The 15,531-nt window shown below is 65.3% G+C and carries 15 protein-coding genes; 3 read left to right on the top strand and 12 right to left on the bottom strand.

What is annotated here, in order from left to right; genetic code table 11:
- The first annotated feature begins 12 nt into the window (after positions 1-12).
- The gene (locus TVB01_RS03770) at positions 13-642 is read left to right on the top strand and encodes a hypothetical protein (protein WP_422454224.1); all 630 of its coding nucleotides are present in this window, start codon (positions 13-15) and stop codon (positions 640-642) included.
- Here TVB01_RS03770 and TVB01_RS03765 read toward each other — a convergent pair.
- The 9 genes from TVB01_RS03765 to pdxT form a co-directional block, all read right to left on the bottom strand.
- A complete protein-coding gene (locus TVB01_RS03765) occupies positions 639-2,816 on the bottom strand; it encodes a RelA/SpoT family protein (protein ID WP_422454222.1) in 2,178 nt (725 codons plus the stop codon). The two genes, TVB01_RS03770 and TVB01_RS03765, sit on opposite strands and share 4 nt — an antisense overlap.
- 380 nt (positions 2,817-3,196) lie before the next feature.
- The gene (secF, locus tag TVB01_RS03760) at positions 3,197-4,219 is read right to left on the bottom strand and encodes a protein translocase subunit SecF (protein ID WP_422454220.1); all 1,023 of its coding nucleotides are present in this window, start codon (positions 4,217-4,219) and stop codon (positions 3,197-3,199) included.
- Positions 4,219-6,054, bottom strand: a complete 1,836-nt coding sequence (secD, locus tag TVB01_RS03755; protein ID WP_422454218.1) for a protein translocase subunit SecD — start codon at positions 6,052-6,054, stop codon at positions 4,219-4,221. Before secD ends, secF begins: the two co-directional genes overlap by 1 nt.
- Positions 6,055-6,140: 86 nt before the next feature.
- Entirely contained in the window at positions 6,141-6,623 is a 483-nt protein-coding gene (gene yajC / locus TVB01_RS03750; RefSeq protein ID WP_422454217.1) for a preprotein translocase subunit YajC, read from the bottom strand.
- A gap of 196 nt (positions 6,624-6,819) precedes the next feature.
- Complete coding sequence (gene ruvB / locus TVB01_RS03745; protein ID WP_422454215.1) at positions 6,820-7,878, bottom strand: Holliday junction branch migration DNA helicase RuvB; 1,059 nt, start codon at positions 7,876-7,878, stop codon at positions 6,820-6,822.
- 1 nt (position 7,879) lies between these two features.
- Positions 7,880-8,509, bottom strand: a complete 630-nt coding sequence (ruvA, locus tag TVB01_RS03740) for a Holliday junction branch migration protein RuvA (RefSeq protein ID WP_422454213.1) — start codon at positions 8,507-8,509, stop codon at positions 7,880-7,882.
- An 83-nt stretch (positions 8,510-8,592) separates the two neighbouring features.
- On the bottom strand, positions 8,593-9,201 hold the full coding sequence (gene ruvC, locus TVB01_RS03735) for a crossover junction endodeoxyribonuclease RuvC (protein WP_422454212.1): 609 nt from the start codon (positions 9,199-9,201) through the stop codon (positions 8,593-8,595).
- A 7-nt stretch (positions 9,202-9,208) separates the two neighbouring features.
- Positions 9,209-9,964: a YebC/PmpR family DNA-binding transcriptional regulator gene (locus tag TVB01_RS03730; RefSeq protein WP_066297434.1), complete on the bottom strand. Its 756-nt coding sequence runs from the start codon at positions 9,962-9,964 to the stop codon at positions 9,209-9,211.
- A 3-nt stretch (positions 9,965-9,967) separates the two neighbouring features.
- Positions 9,968-10,675 (bottom strand): pyridoxal 5'-phosphate synthase glutaminase subunit PdxT, encoded by a 708-nt coding sequence (pdxT, locus tag TVB01_RS03725; protein WP_422454210.1) that lies wholly within the window; start codon positions 10,673-10,675, stop codon positions 9,968-9,970.
- 66 nt (positions 10,676-10,741) lie between these two features.
- Between pdxT and TVB01_RS03720 the strand changes: the two genes are divergently transcribed.
- Complete coding sequence (locus TVB01_RS03720; protein ID WP_422454208.1) at positions 10,742-12,010, top strand: MurT ligase domain-containing protein; 1,269 nt, start codon at positions 10,742-10,744, stop codon at positions 12,008-12,010.
- On the top strand, positions 12,007-12,747 hold the full coding sequence (locus TVB01_RS03715; protein ID WP_422454207.1) for a type 1 glutamine amidotransferase: 741 nt from the start codon (positions 12,007-12,009) through the stop codon (positions 12,745-12,747). The genes TVB01_RS03720 and TVB01_RS03715 overlap by 4 nt, the downstream gene beginning before the upstream one ends.
- A gap of 18 nt (positions 12,748-12,765) precedes the next feature.
- On the opposite strand, the gene TVB01_RS03710 is transcribed toward TVB01_RS03715, so the two are convergent.
- The 3 genes from TVB01_RS03710 to TVB01_RS03700 all read right to left on the bottom strand — a co-directional run bounded on the left by TVB01_RS03710 (position 12,766) and on the right by TVB01_RS03700 (position 15,421).
- On the bottom strand, positions 12,766-13,311 hold the full coding sequence (locus tag TVB01_RS03710; RefSeq protein WP_422454205.1) for a dihydrofolate reductase family protein: 546 nt from the start codon (positions 13,309-13,311) through the stop codon (positions 12,766-12,768).
- Positions 13,312-13,369: 58 nt separating this feature from the next.
- Entirely contained in the window at positions 13,370-13,906 is a 537-nt protein-coding gene (locus TVB01_RS03705) for a GNAT family N-acetyltransferase (RefSeq protein ID WP_422454203.1), read from the bottom strand.
- Between the two features lie 276 nt (positions 13,907-14,182).
- Positions 14,183-15,421, bottom strand: a complete 1,239-nt coding sequence (locus TVB01_RS03700) for a CapA family protein (RefSeq protein WP_422454202.1) — start codon at positions 15,419-15,421, stop codon at positions 14,183-14,185.
- Positions 15,422-15,531: the final 110 nt, after the last annotated feature.

The following is a 15,531-nucleotide window of genomic DNA, read 5'->3' as shown; positions in this document are numbered from 1 at the left end:
CAGTCTGGAGGGATGTCCCAGCCATGGCCGGTAGCCGGCACCATTCCAGAGATCACGTCCACCGGCGGAGCGCTCTTCCATGCAGGGGAACTCTTCTCCGGACCGGAACTGCACGGAATGTGCCGCGACGGGCTCATGACCCGTGTGTACGGCTCCACGTACGTGCGGTGGGACGTCCGTCCCGGCCCGCTGGCCAGGGCCCTGGCGGCGCAGCACGCGCTGCCCGCAGCTGTCCGCGGGCGGTACGTGTTCGGACGCCTCACGGCAGCGTGGATTTTCGGCTGCGCTCCCCCGCCCGCGCGGCTGGCCCTGCTGGCTGACAACCGCCACCGCGGGACAGCGCTGCCGCCGTTCAGCGGCGCCGTCCTGCACGAGGTAGCGCTGGGTCCGGCGGACCGCCTGGACCTCGGCGGTGCTGCCGTGACGCAGCCGCTGCGGACCGCCGTCGACGTCGCTCTGCATTGTCCGGGTCCGGACGCCGTCCATGCCCTGGCACGGATGGCATGTGAGCCCGGCTTGAACGCTTCGCTGGTCTATGTCCGGTCCCTGCTGCTCAGCATGCACCGCGTGCCGGGGACCAGGCGGGCCCTCGAAGCCGTAGAGGCAGCCGAAGCCGCCGCCGCTGCCGGGCCGCCGGCCTAGACCCGGCGCTGGCTGCCCGTAGTGCGGTAGACGTCGTAAACGCCGTCGATCCGCCGGACGGCGCTGAGGATATGGCTCAGGTACTTCGGATCGCCCATCTCGAAGACGAACTTGGACATGGCCACCCGGTCGCTGGAGGTGTTGACGCTCGCGGACAGGATGTTCACGTGGTTCTCGGAGAGCACCCGTGTGACATCCGAAAGCAGGCTCTTGCGGTCCAGCGCTTCCACTTGGATTTCCACGAGGAATACCGAGGACTGCGTAGGTGCCCAGTCCACCGGAACGATCCGGTCCGGCTGGTCCCTCAGTTCCTGGACGTTGCGGCAGTCATTGCGGTGCACCGAGACGCCGGAGCCGCGGGTCACGAACCCGACGATCGGATCCGGGGGAACGGGGGTGCAGCAGCGGGCCAGCTTCACCCAAACGTCGCCCACGCCGCGGACCGTGACGCCGGAGTCGGAGAACTTCGGCCGCCGCGCATTGGCGGAGGAGACCGGAGTCTCGGCCAGGTCCTCTTCCGCTCCCTGGTGCCCTCCCATGAGGTTGACCAGGTGTTCGATCACGTTCTGCGCCGAAGTATGGCCGTCGCCGACAGCGGCGTAGAGCGCCGAGATGTCCTGGTGGTGGAGGTCCTGCGCCACCGCGATCAGCGCGTCATGGGTCATCAGACGCTGCAGCGGCAGGTTCTGCTTCCGCATGCCGCGGGTGAGCAGGTCCTTGCCCTTCTCGATCGCCTCTTCGCGGCGTTCCTTGGTGAACCACTGCCGGATCTTGTTGCGGGCCCGAGGACTCTTGACGAAGCCCTGCCAGTCCTGGCTGGGACCGGCTCCTTCGGCCTTGGAGGTGAAGATTTCCACCCAGTCACCGTGCTGGAGCTCGCTGTTGAGCGGAACCAGCTTGCCGTTGACCCGGGCACCGATGGTGCGGTGGCCCACCTCCGTGTGCACCGCGTAGGCGAAGTCCACCGGCGTCGAGCCGGCCGGAAGGGCCATGACCTCACCCTTGGGCGTGAACACGAAGACTTCCCGGGCGTTGATTTCAAAGCGCAGCGAATCCAGGAACTCATCCGGATCGGAGGTTTCCTGCTGCCAGTCCACCAGGGACCGCAGCCATCCCATGTCTGAGTTGTCCGGAGCAGTGGCACCGTTCTTGGCGCCGTCCTTGTACTTCCAATGCGCGGCAACACCGTACTCGGCCCGCCGGTGCATGTCATGGGTACGGATCTGAATCTCCACCGGCTTGCCGCCCGGTCCGATCACCGTGGTGTGCAGCGACTGGTACATGTTGAACTTCGGCATGGCGATGTAGTCCTTGAAACGCCCGGGCAGGGGGTTCCAGCGGGCATGCAGCGCGCCGAGGGTGGCGTAGCAGTCACGGACGGAATCCACGAGGACGCGGACGCCCATCAGGTCATGGATGTCGTCGAAGTCCTTGCCCCGCACAATCATCTTTTGGTAGATCGAGTAATAGTGCTTGGGCCGGCCCGTGATGGTGGCCTTGATCTTCACGTTGTGCAGGTCGTCGGCGATCTGGCTGCGGACGGTGGCAAGATACTTCTCGCGCTCCGGAGTGCGGTCCCCGACCATCCGGACAATCTCTTCGTAGACCTTGGGGTACAAGGCGGCAAACGAAAGGTCCTCAAGCTCCCACTTGATCGTGTTCATACCCAGCCGGTGGGCCAGTGGAGCGAAGATCTCCAAGGTTTCGCGGGCCTTGCGGGCGGAGGATTCCGGCGAAACAAAGCGCCAGGTCCGGGCGTTATGCAGGCGGTCCGCCAGCTTGATGACCAGCACGCGGATGTCCTTGGCCATGGCCACGACCATCTTGCGCACGGTTTCGGACTGCGCGGCGTCGCCGAAGGTGACCTTATCCAGCTTGGTGACTCCGTCGACCAGCATGGCCACTTCGGGACCGAACTCGCTGCGGAGCTCGTCCAGCGTGTAGGACGTGTCTTCGACGGTGTCATGCAGCAGGGCTGCCGCCAGGGTGGTGCCCGTCATGCCCAGCTCGGCAAGGATCGTCGCCACAGCGACCGGGTGGGTGATGTAGGGATCGCCGCTCTTGCGCTTCTGGCCCTCGTGGCTGCGCTCCGCCACCAGGTAGGCACGCTGGATGAGGTCCAGGTCCTCCCGCGGGTTATTCGCCCGGACAGTGCGCAGCAGCGGCTCCAGCATGGGCGAATAGGAGGTTCCGCCGCGGCCGGCGAGGCGGGCCAGGCGTGCCCGGGTGCCATGACGGCGGACGGGGGCGGGAGGTTTCGGGGCTGTCTTTTGGGCAGGCTTGGATGCCGGTTCCGCGGATCCGGAAGCCGGCTTGGGTCCGGTCGAACCGTTCTTTGAGGATTCTGGCTCCGGCGGATTCACCGTGCCCGGGGCTGCGGATGCACCCCGGTTTTTTCCTGCCTCATCGGCAGGCGTCGCGCTGTCAGCCAACTGCTGCCCTCTCTTCCCGGTATCTGCCCAGTCTATGCCTCCAAACTGCCGTGCTTACACCGCCGGTTCCGTTCTTCCCCCGGGGGAAGAACGGAACCGGCGGTGTAACGCAGCTGGAAGCCCTATGTTGCTGCGGTGGGAACTGCCGCCGAACGCTCACTGTGTGTGCGCTGGTCGTTGACGCGCTTGGCCTGCTTGACGATCTCCGGTTCTTTCCGGCGCAGCCACGCATAAAGCGGTGCCGCCACGAACAGGGTTCCCAGGGTGCCAAGGATGATCCCGATGAACAGGGCCAGCGACAGGTCCTTCAGGGTGCCGGCGCCCAGGAGGTAGGCACCGATGAAGAGCACGGACGCCACGGGAAGCACTGCCACCACGGAGGTGTTGATGGACCGCACCAGGGTCTGGTTGACCGCGAGGTTCACCTGTTCCGCGAACGTCCGCTTGGTCTGTTTCTCCAGGTTCGCCGTGTTCTCGCGGATCTTGTCGAACACCACTACGGTGTCATACAGCGAGTAGCTCAACACGGTCAGGAAGCCGATGATCGCCGACGGCGTCACCTCGAATCCACTGAGTGAGTAGAGTCCCGCGGTGGTGATCATGACTGCGAGCAGTCCGGTGATCGCGGCGAGGGACATTTTCCAGGTGCGGAAGTACAGCGCCATCAAGATGGCGGCCAGCGCCACAAAGACGACGAGGCCCACCAGCGCCTGGCGGCTGACATCATTGCCCCAGGTAGGTCCAATGAACGTGGACGTCACATTCTCTTCGGAGACGCCGTAGTCCTCGGCCAGCGCGGCCTTCACTTCGAGCGTCTGGTCGTCGCTGAGTTCTTCTGTCTGGATCCGCATGGTGCCCGGGGAAATATTGGTGACCCGCGGATCGGATCCGGAGACGACCCCGGCCACTGCTTCTTCGCCCACGGAGACCTCGGTCTTCTCCACCCCGGAGACGGTGAACTCGGAACCGCCCCTGAAATCGATGCCGAGATTGAACCCGCCCTTGACGACGGGAATCAGGATCGAGAGCAGGATGGCGGCAGCGGCGACGGTGAACCACAGTTTGTAGCGGCCCACAAAGTTGTAGGAGCGCTTGCCGGTGTAGAGCTCATTGCCGAACCTGGCGAATCTGGGGAGCTTGCTCATCAGTTGCCCTCCTTTTCCGCATCGCGGCCGGAACCGGCCATGGAATCCTGCTTATTCTTCTCGTCCGGCGCTGCGGCCGCGGAGTCCTTGCCGCCGTCGCCCCCGCGCTGGGCGGCAGCCTCGGCTGCACGGCGCTCGGCGATGGTCATGCGGCGTTCAGCCTCGCGTGCTGCACCCTTGTTCTTGCCCTTCGGGGCGGCCGGTGCTCCTGCGGACCCGGCGGCATTCTCAGTTGCATCCCCTGCAGCCGGCTCGCGCAGGCGTCCTGCGCCGCGGTAAACCGGGACCGCACCGAGACGCGTTGCGTCCAGTCCGGACCACTTGTGGCCCTTGCCGAAGAACTTTGTCTTGGCCAGGAGAACCATGACCGGGTGCGTGAACATAAAGACGACGATGAGGTCGGCGATAGCCGTGAGGCCGAGCGTAAACGCGAAACCGCGGACGTTGCCGACAGCCACGAAATAGAGCACGACGGCGGCCAGCAGGTTCACTGCCTTGGAGGCCAGGACGGTGCGCTTGGCACGCTTCCAGCCGTTGTCCACGGCGGACACCAGTCCCCTGCCGTCACGCAGCTCATCACGTATTCGTTCGAAGTAGACGATGAACGAGTCGGCGGTGAGGCCGATGGCCACAATCAGGCCGGCGACGCCGGCCAGTGACAGCCGGTAGTTGTGGGACCAGCCGAGGATCGCGATGGCGAGATACGTCAGGACGCCGGCAACCACCAGGGACGCGATCGTCACGAAGCCCAGCGCCCGGTACTGGAACAGCGAGTACAGCGCCACAAGGATCAGGCCGATGATGCCGGCGATCAGACCCATGCGGAGCTGGTCGGCACCAAGGGTCGCAGAAACCTGCTGTTCGCTCTGGATGTCGAAGCTAATGGGCAGCGCACCGTACTTCAGCTGCTCGGAAAGGGCCTTTGCGCTTTCCTGGGTGAACTGGCCGGTGATTTGCGCGTTACCGTCTGTGATCAGCACGTTCATCGACGGTGCGGAGATGACCTGGCCGTCGAGCACAATCGCGAACTGGTTCTGTGGGCTTCCGTCACCGAAAGTCAGCAGACGCTCCGAGACGGCCCGGAACTTCTCCGTGCCTTCGCCGTTGAAGTCCAGGTTCACGGCCCACTCGTTCAGGGACTGGCCCTGGCCGGTCTGGGCCATGCCGAAGCTGGCATCTTCCAGCATGGACCCGGGGACCTCCACCGGACCGAGGATGTACTTGCCGGCGGTGCCCGGCTCACAGGCAACCATGGCCTGGTCCGCGGGCGCGGGCTCAATGGAGGCCTCAAGCGCTGCCGGGTCCAGGCAGTTGGTGCTCTCGAATTCCTTGTACAGCTCCGGCGTAATCCAGTTCATGTCCGAACCGTTTTCCGGCTCGGCCGTGGGTGCCGGCAGCTGGTCATCCGGCGTCGGCGTCTCCGCGGCAGGAGCCTGACCGGGCCCGCCCATGATCACGGAGCGGAACTCCATGGCTGCCGAGGCCTGGATTAACGCACGGGTTTCAGCGGACGGCGTGCCCGGGAGCGAGACGACGACGTTGCGGCCGGACTGCGTGGTGATCTCCGCTTCGGAGACACCGCTGCCGTCCACCCGCTGGCGGATGATCTCCACAGCCTGGTCCAGCTGTTCCTGGCTGATCTGCGTATCACCTCCGGTAACCTTCGGGGCGAGGATCATCTGGGTGCCGCCCTCAAGGTCCAGGGCAAGCTTCGGAGTCCAGGTGGCGTTGCTCCACATGGAGCCGCCGCCGAGCAAAAGGGCCAGGGCAGCAAAAAGGACGCCCAACCAAATGAGCGTCTTTTTCGCGGCCGGGCCGGAGCCGTTTCGAGGCATAAGGGTTTTCCTTTAGGCGTAAGCGCCGGAGACAGTATGGTCCGGCGGGCCCGCGGCGTCAGTGAAGCCGCAGGCCCTCGGAGAGTCTAGTTGTCGTTCTTCTTCTCACGGTTCAGGCGCTCGAGAGTTTCCTCAGGAGTCTCTTCCTGCACGGCAGCGTCATTGCGTGCTGCGTCAGAAGTTTCCGTGCGCGGCGCTTCACCGGTCAGGGACGAAGCGTCATCCGGTACGACGGTTTCGGTCTCGTCTTCCGCCGGAGTCGTCGTGACCACCTTGGTGAGGGCCTGCAGGTGGATGGTTGCGGTGTTGCCGGGCGAGAGTTCCAGGACAGCCTTGTTCTCTTCCTGGTCCACGGACACGATGGTGCCGAACAGGCCGAACTGCGTCATGACCTCGGTGCCCGGAACCATCTGGGTCCGCTGCTCCTGGACAGTCTTCTGTGTCTTCTTCTGCTTGCGGAACATCATGAAGATGAACAGGCCAAGAAGAACGGGCAGAAGAAGGCTCGTCAGGTCAAAACCACCCTGGTTGGTGTTTTCGCTGGTCTGGGCCAAGACATTCAAGAACACGAAGGGTTCCGTTTCTGTTGCGGTGTAAAGGTCGGTTTGTGGATCATGCGCGGCTGCCTGCCGCTCCGGGCTGCTCACCCTGCACAGGCAGGAAGGCATGCCGGAGGGCGCAAGCGTTTGATCAGTCTAAGGGACAACGCAGCGCCAGCCGCTTAAGTTTCATTCTGCATCTCTTCGGCGGCGTTCGCATCCCGGCTCAGTCTTGCCCGGGAGTACCCGAAACCGGCAGATCCGGCAGGAGCTGCGCAGCGGCGTCGGGCATCTGCAGCCCGAGGTGTTCCCAGGCCGCGCGTGTCGCAATCCTGCCCCGCGGCGTCCTGCCCAGCAGTCCTTCGCGGACCAGGTACGGTTCGGCTACCGTCTCGACAGTCTCCGGTTCTTCCCCGACGGCGATGGCCAGGGTGGAAAGTCCCACCGGTCCCCCGCCGAATTTGGTGACCAGTGCATGGAGCACGGAACGGTCCAGCCGGTCCAGGCCGCGGGCGTCCACCTCATACATGTCCAGTGCGGCCCCGGCAGAGCGCGCGTCGATCTGGTCGATTCCATGCACGAGAGCCCAATCACGGACACGGCGCAGCAGGCGGTTGGCGATTCGCGGCGTGCCGCGGGACCGGCCGGCCACCTCTGCGAAGCCCGCCGAGTTCACCTTCATGTCCATGAGCATGGCGGAGCGGCGGAGGACCAGTTCCAGCTCGGCCGTGGAGTAGAACTCCAAGTGGCCGGTGAAGCCGAAACGGTCGCGCAGGGGGCCGGGGAGCAGGCCGGCGCGGGTGGTGGCGCCAACCAGGGTGAACGGCGGAAGATCGAGCGGGATCGCCGTCGCGCCGGCGCCCTTGCCAACCACGATGTCCACGCGGAAGTCTTCCATCGCCATGTACAGCATTTCCTCGGCGGGACGGGACATGCGGTGGATTTCATCGAGGAAGAGCACCTCGCCCTCCGTGAGGGAGGAGAGGATGGCGGCGAGGTCGCCTGCGTGCTGGATCGCAGGGCCGGAGCTGATCCGCAGCGGTGCGTTCATCTCGGCGGCAATAATCATGGACAGCGTGGTCTTGCCCAGTCCGGGCGGCCCGGAAAGCAGGACGTGGTCTGCGCTCCGTCCGCGCAGCCGGGATGCTTCCAGCACCAGCGAGAGCTGTTCGCGGACCCGCTTCTGCCCCACGAAGTCGTCAAGGTTCTTGGGGCGCAGCGCGGCCTCGACGGCCTTGTCGTCGGGGTCCGGCGTCGGTGTGGTGAGCGTTTCGGCGGAAGACACTCTAGCCGGCCTGCTTCTGCGGTGCCCGGCGGGTGCCGTCCTGGCCAAGGCGCCGGAGCGTCAGGCGGAGGATCTCCGCTACGTTGCCGGAGGCTGCGGCGTCGGGATGTTCCGCAGCGGTGGCGTCCACTGCTGCTGCGGCGTCCTTCTCCGACCAGCCGAGGCCGGTCATGGCGGAGAGCACCTGATCGTTCCAGGCCGGGACGCCGGCTGGGGTTTCCTCGCTACCGTGCGGCACCAGCTTGTCCGCCAGTTCCAGCACGATCCGGCGCGCTCCCTTCGGTCCGATGCCGGACACCTTGCTGAATGCCTTGTCGTCCCCGGTGGATGCGGCCACCCGGATTGCCTCCGGGGTGTGCACCGCCAGCACTGCCAGGGCCAGCCGGGGACCAACCCCGCTGACGCTGAGCAGCGCCTCGAACACTTCCCGCTCCCCCGGATCCGCGAACCCAAAGAGCGTCATGGAGTCCTCGCGCACGATCAGCGCCGTGTGCACCTGTGCTTCCGACCCGGGCCGGAGCCCCGAGAGGGTTTGCGGCGTCGCCTGGACGAGCATGCCGATGCCGTTGACGTCGAGGACGGCGGAAGAAGGGCCGACGTGCGATACAACACCGCGCAGCGAGGCGATCATGGGGAGACTCCGTGCATTGATCCGATTGCAGAATAGAACATATCTACGAACAGCCTACTGGTCCCGCAGGTTTTTCCGGCACTTTAGAAGCGGGCGCGTTTCGCCTTGGCTTCCGCTTCGGCCCACATCCGCTGCGCCGCCGTCAGCCCGCCCTGCGCCGGACCACCCCCGGAGGACGCCGATCCCTGCGTTGCTGCCTGCCCCAGGCCGAGCGCGCCACGGCGCCACGCATGGGTGATGGCCAGCGCCAGCGCGTCGGCGGCGTCGGCCGGCCGCGGCATTTCGGTGAGCCGCAGGATCTTGGTCACCATGCGCCCCACGGCTTCCTTGTTGGCCGAGCCGGAGCCGGTCACTGCGGCTTTCACCTCGGTTGGGGTATGGAGCGCCACCGGAATTCCACGGCGGGCAGCGGCAGCAATGACGACGCCGGAGGCCTGGGCGGTGCCCATCACGGTAGAAACATTGAGCTGGCTGAACACCCGCTCCACGGCAAGAACGTCCGGGGAGTGCGTATCCAGCCACAGCTCAATGGCTTCGGAGATCACCAGCAGCCGCGCATCCAGCGCCGTACCGGCTTCAGTCCCCGCGACACCGACGGCCACCAGGGTGGCACGCCGGTTGCCTTCGACGTCGACTACGCCCAGTCCGCAGCGGGTCAGTCCCGGGTCAACTCCCAGGACCCGGAGAGGCACGCGGTGCTCAGTCTTCTTCGAGCTGCGCGAGGACGTCTGCCGAAATGTCCGCGTTGGAGTAGACGTTCTGGACGTCGTCCAGGTCCTCCACTGCATCGACCAGCTTCATGAACTTCCGGGCGTTGTCTGCATCGAGTTCCACGTGCATGGAGGGCAGGAATTCTGCCTCGTCGGTGTCGTACTCAATTCCGGCTTCTTCGAGGGCAGCAACAACGGCCCGCAGGTCCGCGGCTTCGGAGATGATCTCGAAGTTATCGCCGGCTTCCTTGACCTCGTCCGCACCGGCGTCGAGCACTGCCATCAACAGGTCATCCTCGGTGAGGTCCTTCTTCGGAAGGGTGACCACGCCCTTGCGGGTGAACATGTAGGCGACCGAACCCGGATCGCCCATGTTGCCGCCGTTGCGCGTCACGGCCAGGCGCACCTCGGAGGCGGCGCGGTTCTTGTTGTCGGTGAGGCACTCGATCAGCAGGGCTGTGCCCTGGGGACCGTAGCCTTCGTACATGATGGTCTGGTAATCGACGGCTTCACCCAGGAGGCCGGCGCCGCGCTTGACGGCGCGATTGATGTTGTCGATGGGGACCGACGTCTTTTTGGCCTTCTGCACGGCCAGTTCCAGGCCGGGGTTGCCGGCCATGTCAGCGCCGCCGGCACGGGCGGCTACTTCGATGTTCTTGATCAGCTTGGCAAAGGACTTGGCACGCTTGGCATCAATTACGGCCTTTTTGTGCTTGGTGGTTGCCCATTTCGAGTGGCCCGACATGCTTTACGCGTCTCCTCTGATCATCTGGATAAAAAGTTCGTGGATGCGGCGCTCCCCCGTTACTTCCGGATGGAACGAGGTGGCCAGCAATTTCCCCGAACGCACTGCGACAATTCTAGCGACTGAATCCCTGCCCTCCGCGATGATGTCCGTGGAAGCCTCCTGCGGAAGGACCTTCGCCAGCACCTGCACCGAGGAGCCTACCTTCTCAACCCACGGTGCACGGATGAAAACTGCGTGCACCGGGGCAGCCTGCTGTCCCGGCTCCTGCGAGGGGAGGTCCTGGAGCCCGTCGAAGTCCAGACTGGTCTCGAAGGACTCCCGTTGGCGGCCAAAGGCGTTGCGCCGGACGGTCAGGTCCAGGCCGCCAAGGGTCTGCTGCGGTTCGCCCGCCGCGTCCAGGGCGGGGTCCGTGATCCGGTCCGCCAGGAGGATCATGCCCGCACAGGAACCGTAGACCGGAAAACCATCCCGGATTTTTGCCCGCAGCGGGCCGGCGATCCCGTAGAGCCGCATAAGTTTGTCGATCGTGGTGGATTCCCCGCCAGGCAGGACCAGTCCGTCCAGGGCATCGAGTTCAGACGCCCGCCGGACCAGCATGGTCCGTGCGCCCGCTGCTTCGAGCGCCTGGACGTGTTCGCGGATACCGCCCTGCAGGGCAAGCACTCCCACCAGGGGTGCTGCGGTGTCGCAGGCGGTGATTTCGGTCATTTGACCAGTCTAGGTTGCCGGGTGCTTCCCGGACCGGTTAGTGACGGTGGGATATATTCGGTATCCATGAGTTCTTTCTCCATCCTGGTCGGCAAACTGGTCCGCAGCGCCTCCCGGCTGCGCGGCGGAGGGTCCGCCCTTCCCGGCCTCGTGGTGGAGAAGATCGACCCGGATTTCATCCGCCGCACGCTCTCCACCCTGCCCCTCGGCGTCGCCGTCGTCTCCGGCACCAACGGCAAGACCACCACCACCAAGATGGTTGTTGAACTGCTGGAGGGCCAGGGTCTGAAGGTTTTCACCAACCGCACCGGCAGCAACTTCACGCGCGGCGTAGCTGCAGCGCTGCTCGGTGAGGTGAACCTGCGCGGCCGCCTTGATGCTGACATCGCAGTGCTGGAACTGGATGAAGCGCACGCCGTGCACTTCGTGAAGCTGATCCAGCCGCGCTACGCCCTCCTGCTCAATGTCCTGCGCGACCAGCTGGACCGGTTCGGGGAGATCGACAAGACCACCCGCCTGCTGGAGCAGATCGCCCTGGCAACGACGGACACCGTGGTGCTCAACCGTGAGGATCCCCGCGTCGCGTCGATTGCCGATTCGCTGTCCAGCCAGAAAGTGACGTACTTCGGGCTCGACGCGTCGCTGCGCAGCACCTTCCCCAATGACGACGAGATGCGCGGATCACGCTCCGAAGCCATCGCCGCTGCCCAGCCCGCCGACGTCGTGCTGACGCGAGTTGCCGAAACCGATGCTGACTTTGAGGTGGACGGAACCACCACCACCACCGGGCTGAAGCTGCGCGGCGTGTACAACATCTTCAATGCTGCGGCAGCACTGACGTTTGCCCGGCAGATCCTCGGGCCCCGGGCTGATCGGGTCAGGCTGTTCGAGTCCCTGGCCAACGTAGAGCCTGCCTTTGGGCGCGGCGAGTCCCTGACCGTGAACGGAGCGCCGCTGGAACTGGTGCTCGTGAAGAATCCCTCCGGCTTCCGCCTGGGCCTGAAGTCCTTCGCGGCGCACGGCTACGCCACCATGATCGCGATCAATGACAACTACGCCGACGGCCGGGACATGTCCTGGCTGTGGGACGTAGATTTCGAGACCCTGTCCGGCGGTGTCGACATGGTGACGGGCGTTCGTGCCTATGACATGGCGCTGCGCCTGAAGTACGACGACGTTCCCGTCCGCGGCGTCGACACTGACATTCCCGATGCGCTGGCGAAATTCATCTCCTCGGCGGGAACCCAGCCCATGCGGATTTTCTGCACGTACACGGCCATGCTCGCCGTGCGCCGGGAACTCTCCAAGATCACGAAGGTTGAGGTGGTCTCATGAGCCGCGACATCCACATCGTCCAGCTGTACCCGCGGGACATGAACATTTACGGCGACTGGGGCAACGTCCTGGTCCTGAAGCAGCGCCTGAAATGGCAGGGCTACAACCCGGTTGTGGCCGAGTACAACCCCGGTGACGAGTTCCCAGCCGACGTCGACCTGATTGTGGGCGGCGGCGGACAGGACAGCGGCCAGGTGGTAATCCAGCAGGACCTGCAGGCCCTGGCGCCGACACTGCGCAGCCTCGCCGACGACGGCCTGCCCATGCTGGTGATCTGCGGGCTCTACCAGCTCTTCGGCCGGTTCTTCAAGACCCACGACGGCGTCCTCATCCCGGGCATCGGCGTGCTGGACATTGAAACGCACGGCGGTCCGGACCGGCTGATCGGCAACGTGCACTCGGTCAGCGATGAGTTCGGCGACATCCACGGCTACGAGAACCACAGCGGACAGACCTTCCTGGGGCCGGATGCGAAGCCGCTGGCACTGGTCCGCAAGGGTGAAGGCAATAACACCGAGGACGATACCGAGGGTGCCCGCTACCAGAACGTCGTGGCCAGCTACCTCCACGGTTCGCTGCTGCCCAAGAACCCGGCGATTGCGGACTTCCTGATCGAGCAGGCCGTCACCCGGCGGTACGGGTCCTACGAACCGGCCCCTGCCTCTGACGCGGACCTTGCCGAGCTTGCCAAAATCTCCGAGCTGGCCCGCTCCCACGCCGCCAACCGCCCGCGGTAGTTTGTGCCGGGGGTTACCCTAACGAAGAACCCGGTACCGCAGATGCACGCCGCCGTTGCCGTACGACGCATTCTCCATCAGCTCCAGGTTCACCCGCTGGCCCAGCCCCTCGAACAACGAGATGCCGTCACCCAGCAGGATCGGAACGACGTGAAGCTGAATTTCGTCCACGAGTCCGCGCTGCAGGCATTGACGGGAGATCTTGCCGCCGAGCAGGCTCACTGTTTTGTCCCCGGCGTCAGCCATGGCCATGTCGACAGCACCGGCTATGTCATCGACGACGAACGTGTACGTGACCCCGTCCTTGACCACGGGTTCCTGCGCCTCATGCGTCATCAGATAGACGGGCACTCCCGGCAGGCCGCCGTAGGGCTCTTCGCCGTCCTCGATTGTCCGGGTCCGGTTCGCGCCACCGACGACGGCGCCAATCTCGCCGACAATGCGGTTCACCAGTGCGGTGTCCTCGTCACCCGCATCGACGTCGAACATCCAGTCCACGCCATCGTCCGGATCTGCCATGTACCCGTCCAGCGTCACCGTTGCATGAATCAGCACGTTTGCCATTGCCTGCTCCTTGTTGCGGCCAGCCGTTGGACCTGGCGGCGCTCGGTTGCAGGCCGTTCTACAGGCTGACGGCCGGAAGATCCAGCGCAGGGGCGGGATCAGTTGCGAGCCGCGCATGTGTTTCCACATCGAAGCGCACGCCGCCGTGCTCCAGCTTTGACCGTTCTATCCCCTCCGGAAGAAAACCAGCCCGCCTTGCCACGGCACAGGACGCCGGGTTGTTCACCCGGTGCCCCAACTCAATCCGGAACAGGTCGAGCTCCTGGAGCGCCCAGTCAGCCACACCCGCAGCGGCCCTGCCGGCGAGTCCATGTCCTCGGTTGTCCCCGGCAATCCAGTATGAGAGCCAAGCTGTGCGGTGCCGGCGATCTATGTGGCTGAGCCCAACATTTCCGGCTGCCCGTCCGTCCACGTCGATGGCGAAACTGCACATGCCAGAGTCCGGGTCCCAAGCGAACGCGGAGCGGATAAAAATCATCGCGGCGTCCATGTCACAGACGGCCGAACGGTCCAACTGGGTATCCAGATCAGGAGTCGACTGAACAGCAGCGAACAGGGAGGCTGCATCATCCGGCTGCCAAGGCCGTAGCGTCATTTTCACCAGCCGAGGCTACCAGCAACCGCCCCCTCCAAGTCCCCAGGATGACGCGCACGACTGCCGCGGCCCGGCACCCACCCAGCCGCAGTCCGGACCGGGTTAGGCCACTGCCGTACCTGGGGCACCCACCCAGCCGCAGTCCGGACCGGGTTAGGCGGCTTTAATACTCTCTGCGAGCCCTGCGAGCAGGGAGTTTCGTTGCCGCCGTTCCGGTCCGCCCTGCGGCGGCACCTGCGCGGTCCGGGCAACAGCGGTTCAGCCGACAGACCGAACTCAGCGCTTCGATACATCCTCCGACACCAGCCACTCGTGCGCCCCGTCCTCACCCGCCCCCATGGACTCAACGACGGAAACCGTCCGCTGGCGGACCTCGGCCTGCTGCGCCTCGGAAGCACACGGGCCCTGCGGCAGGTCGGAGGCGACGGAGCACCAGCGGTACGGGTCGCGCACAATGACTGACGGCGCCCAGGCCAGGTCCGAAACGCGCCAGTCGGCGCCGTTGTCCTCCTGAACGAACTGAGCGCGCACGATCAGGCCCTCGTTGTTCACCGCGTACCAGGGCGAGAGCTCCGTGACGGCATTGCCCAGGCCGTAGATGATCCAGGTGCCGTTGTAGTTCTCGATCGGCAGCACGGAGTGGGTGTGGTGGCCGTAGATCAGGTCGAACTCTCCGCTGTCGGCCAGGGCGTGTGCGGTGTCCAGCTGCTGGCTGTTGGGCGTGGAAGCGTACTCGTCGCCGGCGTGAATCGCCCCGATGACGAGGTCTGCCCCCTCACCGCGTGCAGCCTTGGCCCGCTGGATCATGTCTTGGGTGTCCAGCATGTCCACCTGCCAGGGGTACTCGGCGACCAGTCCGTTCAAACCGTAGGTCGCTTCAATAATGCCGATCCGCGCCCCGGACGTGTCCATGATCAGCGGGACCTGGGAGTCCTCCTCTGAGGCGTAGGAGCCGGTGTGCTCCAGTCCCAGCGAGTCCAGGACGGACAGTGTCCTGTTCAAGCCCTCAGTGCCGGCGTCGATGGTGTGGTTGCTCGCCGTTGTGCAGGCCTGGTATCCGACGGCGGCAGCCGCAGTCAGGATCTGCGGCGGCACGTTGAACATGGGATACCCCGCGTACGGCCCGTCCGTTTCGGCGACCGGGGTTTCCATGTGGCACACGGCCAGGTCGGAGCCCGCGACGTAGGCGCGCATTCCTTCCAGCAGGGGTTCGAAGTCCAGCGGCTGCTTTCCACCGGCCCGTGCATCGGCGGTGGCCTGGTCCCATAGCTGCGGATGCACCAGCAGGTCGCCGGCGAGCATCACGGTAGTGCAGCGGATGCCCGGACATTCGGCGCCGGCTCCCGGTGTCACAACCGGTTCGGGAGTTTGGCTCGGAGTCTGCGACGCTGACGACGGCGCTGCAGCGGACGGCGTCTCCTCGTCTCCGGAGGACGCGGTGCACGAGGTCAGTGCCAGTCCAAGGGCAAGGGCAGCTGCCGCGAGCCTGGCGGCGGTCCAAACTGTCGATTTCATCGTTCCCCCCGGAACACTCGTGACCGCCTGCGGAGCCCCGTACGGGCACCTTCTGTCGATCAGGGATGAGCATACGCGGCCCGTCGGCTGGTTGCGCGGGGGCCCGTGTG

Origin of the sequence: Arthrobacter sp. 7Tela_A1, assembly GCF_049311065.1 — a bacterium.
In the GTDB taxonomy this organism is placed as follows: domain Bacteria; phylum Actinomycetota; class Actinomycetes; order Actinomycetales; family Micrococcaceae; genus Arthrobacter_B.
This window is presented reverse-complemented; position numbering and strand designations above follow the sequence as displayed.

Coding starts and splice junctions, on each gene's coding strand:
- secD (WP_422454218.1), bottom strand. CDS start 6,054: ATGCCTCGAAACGGCTCCGGCCCGGCCGCGAAAAAGACGCTCATTTGG.
- pdxT (WP_422454210.1), bottom strand. CDS start 10,675: ATGACCGAAATCACCGCCTGCGACACCGCAGCACCCCTGGTGGGAGTG.
- TVB01_RS03705 (WP_422454203.1), bottom strand. CDS start 13,906: ATGACGCTACGGCCTTGGCAGCCGGATGATGCAGCCTCCCTGTTCGCT.
- secF (WP_422454220.1), bottom strand. CDS start 4,219: ATGAGCAAGCTCCCCAGATTCGCCAGGTTCGGCAATGAGCTCTACACC.
- ruvA (WP_422454213.1), bottom strand. CDS start 8,509: ATGATCGCCTCGCTGCGCGGTGTTGTATCGCACGTCGGCCCTTCTTCC.
- TVB01_RS03720 (WP_422454208.1), top strand. CDS start 10,742: ATGAGTTCTTTCTCCATCCTGGTCGGCAAACTGGTCCGCAGCGCCTCC.
- TVB01_RS03710 (WP_422454205.1), bottom strand. CDS start 13,311: ATGGCAAACGTGCTGATTCATGCAACGGTGACGCTGGACGGGTACATG.
- TVB01_RS03715 (WP_422454207.1), top strand. CDS start 12,007: ATGAGCCGCGACATCCACATCGTCCAGCTGTACCCGCGGGACATGAAC.
- TVB01_RS03700 (WP_422454202.1), bottom strand. CDS start 15,421: ATGAAATCGACAGTTTGGACCGCCGCCAGGCTCGCGGCAGCTGCCCTT.
- TVB01_RS03765 (WP_422454222.1), bottom strand. CDS start 2,816: ATGCTGGAGCCGCTGCTGCGCACTGTCCGGGCGAATAACCCGCGGGAG.
- TVB01_RS03730 (WP_066297434.1), bottom strand. CDS start 9,964: ATGTCGGGCCACTCGAAATGGGCAACCACCAAGCACAAAAAGGCCGTA.
- TVB01_RS03770 (WP_422454224.1), top strand. CDS start 13: ATGTCCCAGCCATGGCCGGTAGCCGGCACCATTCCAGAGATCACGTCC.